At 71.0% G+C, this 2,993-nt stretch carries 3 protein-coding genes; 1 reads left to right on the top strand and 2 read right to left on the bottom strand.

Annotated elements, in window-relative coordinates:
- Both K0M70_RS04535 and K0M70_RS04530 read right to left on the bottom strand, forming a co-directional pair.
- Window positions 1–764: exodeoxyribonuclease V subunit gamma (locus K0M70_RS04535; RefSeq protein ID WP_290779864.1), on the bottom strand; the 764-nt coding region annotated here is incomplete at its 3' end.
- A gap of 39 nt (window positions 765–803) precedes the next feature.
- Complete coding sequence (locus K0M70_RS04530) at window positions 804–2,387, bottom strand: MASE1 domain-containing protein (RefSeq protein WP_290779861.1); 1,584 nt, start codon at window positions 2,385–2,387, stop codon at window positions 804–806.
- A 163-nt stretch (window positions 2,388–2,550) separates the two neighbouring features.
- Between K0M70_RS04530 and K0M70_RS04525 the strand changes: the two genes are divergently transcribed.
- On the top strand, window positions 2,551–2,993 hold a 443-nt coding region (locus tag K0M70_RS04525; protein ID WP_290779858.1), incomplete at its 3' end, for a cytochrome c5 family protein.

Here is a 2,993-nt window from a genome sequence, read left to right as displayed (position 1 = left end):
CTGCGCAGCTTCTCGCCCAGGGTCTGCAGATCGCCCCAATACGCCTGGGTCGGCGTCGGCAGATAGAAGTGCATCGTGCCGACCCGCGCCTGGGTGGCCATCACCCGCAGCACGTCCGGGGAGATGTTGAGGGTGGCGAAGGCGAACACGCGCGCCGGCAGACCCTGCGGCAGCGGCCGGCCGGCACCCTCGAAGCGGGCCAGATAGGCATCGATGCGGCGGGCGCGGTACTGCTCGCCGCCGGCGATGCGTCGCCACAGGATCGCCTGCGGGTCGTTCGGCGATGCGCCGGCTTCCCAGCGAAGCAGCCAATCGCGACGCCAGGCCTGGTACTTCTCGAACGCAGCGGCCATCTCGCCGGCCAGCGACCACGCCGCCAGGGCGCGGTCGGGACCCGCAAGCACGGGCTGCAGCGGCGCGAACACCGGCGCCTTCATCACGGCTTCGTCGGCCAGCAGCGCCCACAGGCGCCAGCGCAGGGTGTCGGCATTGGCCACGGGGGCATCGTCGCCGGCAAGGTTGGCGCTCAGCGCCTGGTTGACGAATTCACCCGGGGTGAGGAAGCGCAGATTGGCGGCGATGCCGTGTTTTTCCGCCAGCGTCTTGTGCAGCCAGCGCCGCATCGCCGGCTGCGGGATCAGGACGGTTTCGGGCTCGAGCACCGACGCGCCGGGCTCGGGCACCGCCAGCTGGGATGCGAGCAGGTCCGCCAACAGGTCGAGGTCGTTGCCGTGGTAAAGGCGGAAGTCGGGCGGGGCGGGCATGGCGCCATGATGCCGCACCCGCGTCCCACGGGTTGAGACTCAGCGGCCCCGGGAAACGAACTGCACGGCATGCCGCTGCCCGTGCGCCAACGGCTCCACCGCGTAGCGACCGTGCACGGCCAGCACACGATCGAAGATGGCCGACAGCGCCAGCATCGGCGGCGGGTTTTCCAGCGGGCCCGAGAACTCCAGGTCCATCCGCAGATCGACCTCCTGGTCCGGCGCGCCCAGCATCACCTCCAGGACCAGCGAAAACCGGGTGACCCCCGGCAGCCGCACCGCCTCGCGCACGGCGGCCTGCACGATGCGGTACACGGCCGTGCGGGCATCGTCGTCCAGGCTGTCCACCCCACCGGTGAAGGCCGGTGCGAACTTGACGTTCGCGTCTTCGAGCATCTCACGCAGCGGCCCGTTGTCCAGGGCATGCCGCAGGCCGTGGCTGTCGAGCATGGGCGGCCGGAGCTGGCGCAGGGCGCGGCGCAGGCTGTCCTGGATCTCGCGCACCTGCTCGCGCAGCGACTCCAGGAAGCGCGTGCCCTGCTCGTCGCGCACGTCCCGGAACGCCAGGCTGATGCGCGTGCCCAGGGCGTGGATGGCGTGGCCCAGTTCGTAGTCGAGCTCGTTGGCCAGTTCGCGCTGGCCCTGTTCCTCGATGCGCACCAGGCGCTGCGTGACGTGGCGCAGCTCATCGGCCAGCGTCGCCAGCTCCAGGTTCTTGGCCGCAAGGGCCTCGTGCTGCAGCGCCAGCGACTGATGGCTCAGGCGCAGCGCCGTGCTGGCGGCGCCCAGCACCAGTGCGCCGGCGCCCACCACCGCTAACACCAGCTGCAGCACCGTAACGCTGGTGCTGAGCAGGTCCAGCTGCACCAGCAGGTGGACCACCAGGCCCAGGGCCGCCGTGCCCAGCGCCGCGCCCTCCCAGCCGTGGCGGAACCCGAGGAAGAAAAGCGGTGCGAACGCCAGCAGCAGCACGTACGTGGCCAGGCCGCCGTAGGCGTGCAGCAGCACGAACACCGCCAGCGCCCCCGCCAGCACCAGCGCCAGGTCGCGCCACAGCCGCACGCGGCGCTTGGCCAGCTCGCCCTGCAGCAGCGCCAGCAGCAGCGGCGCCAGCACCAGCTGGCCGATCAGGTCGCCGTACATGAAGGCGAACATGCTGGCCAAGGTGTCGGCCGTGGTCATCGGCACGGTTACCAGGAACATCCACAGCAGCGGCGACACGCCGGCCGCACCGATCAGCCCCGCCAGCAGGAACGCGATCATGCGGGTGGGGCTTTCGAACGCCGGGGCCGGCTGCGGGCCACGCAGCATCAGCACCACGGCGGCATAGATCAGCCAGGGCGCAACGCACACCGCCAGGAAGGTGGTCGTGAACAGCGGATAGCCCAGCACCGCCGATTTGACGGCCTGGGCGGCGACCTCCGAGGCGCCCAGCCAGCCCCAGCGGCGGGTCGGCGTCAGCCACAGCAGGGCCAGGCGCAGGCCCGCGGGCAGGAACCACAGCTGGGAAGACAGCTGTTCGAACCCCAGCCAGGCCAGCAGCGACACGGCCGCGATCGCGGCCCAGCGCCACCGGCTACCCGGCGGTGAATCCTGCAGCAGCGCCAATGTTGCCCGCACCATGGGTCCCCCGGCCCGGCTCGGCTGCCGGCGCCCTTCTTTCCAGCATGCCCCTTATCGCGCTTGTGAAGGAAGCCCGGAACATGCGGCTTCCTCGCATGGCGCGGTGCCCATATAATGGCCGTCTTCCCTCTGAAGGGCTTCGGCCCGCCGTCCAGGTACGACAGTGCGCAACCACGATCTGGTCTTCCTCAAACAATTCTCGATGATCATCGCGTTCCTGGTGGCCCTCACCATCGTGCTGATCCTGGCCGGCATGTACATCAATGCCCAGCAAGAGCCCGAGCCCAACCCGGTTGCCGAAGCGGCCGTGCAGCAGCGCCTGAGCCCGATTGGCGGCGTTTACGCCGGTGCCACCGGTGCTGCGGCCGCCGCCGCCGCGCAGGCCACCGCGGCCGCCGCCGCGGCCGGCCAGGTGGCCTACGAAGGCACGCTGGACGGCTCGGTGATCTACGCTGCGCTCTGCGGTGCCTGCCACACCGCCGGCGCCGGCCGCGCCCCCCAGATTGGGCGCGCCGCCAGGACCCCCCGCCATGCCCCGGGCGCGGACGTGCATGCGAAGAACGACCAGGCGGGCTACCAGGGCGCGGCGGGCGACAAGCACGCCAA

This window comes from Arenimonas sp., from assembly GCF_019459675.1.
GTDB lineage: Bacteria > Pseudomonadota > Gammaproteobacteria > Xanthomonadales > Xanthomonadaceae > Arenimonas.
Note: the sequence above shows the minus strand (reverse complement) of the source record. Positions and strands in the feature narration are given on the sequence as shown.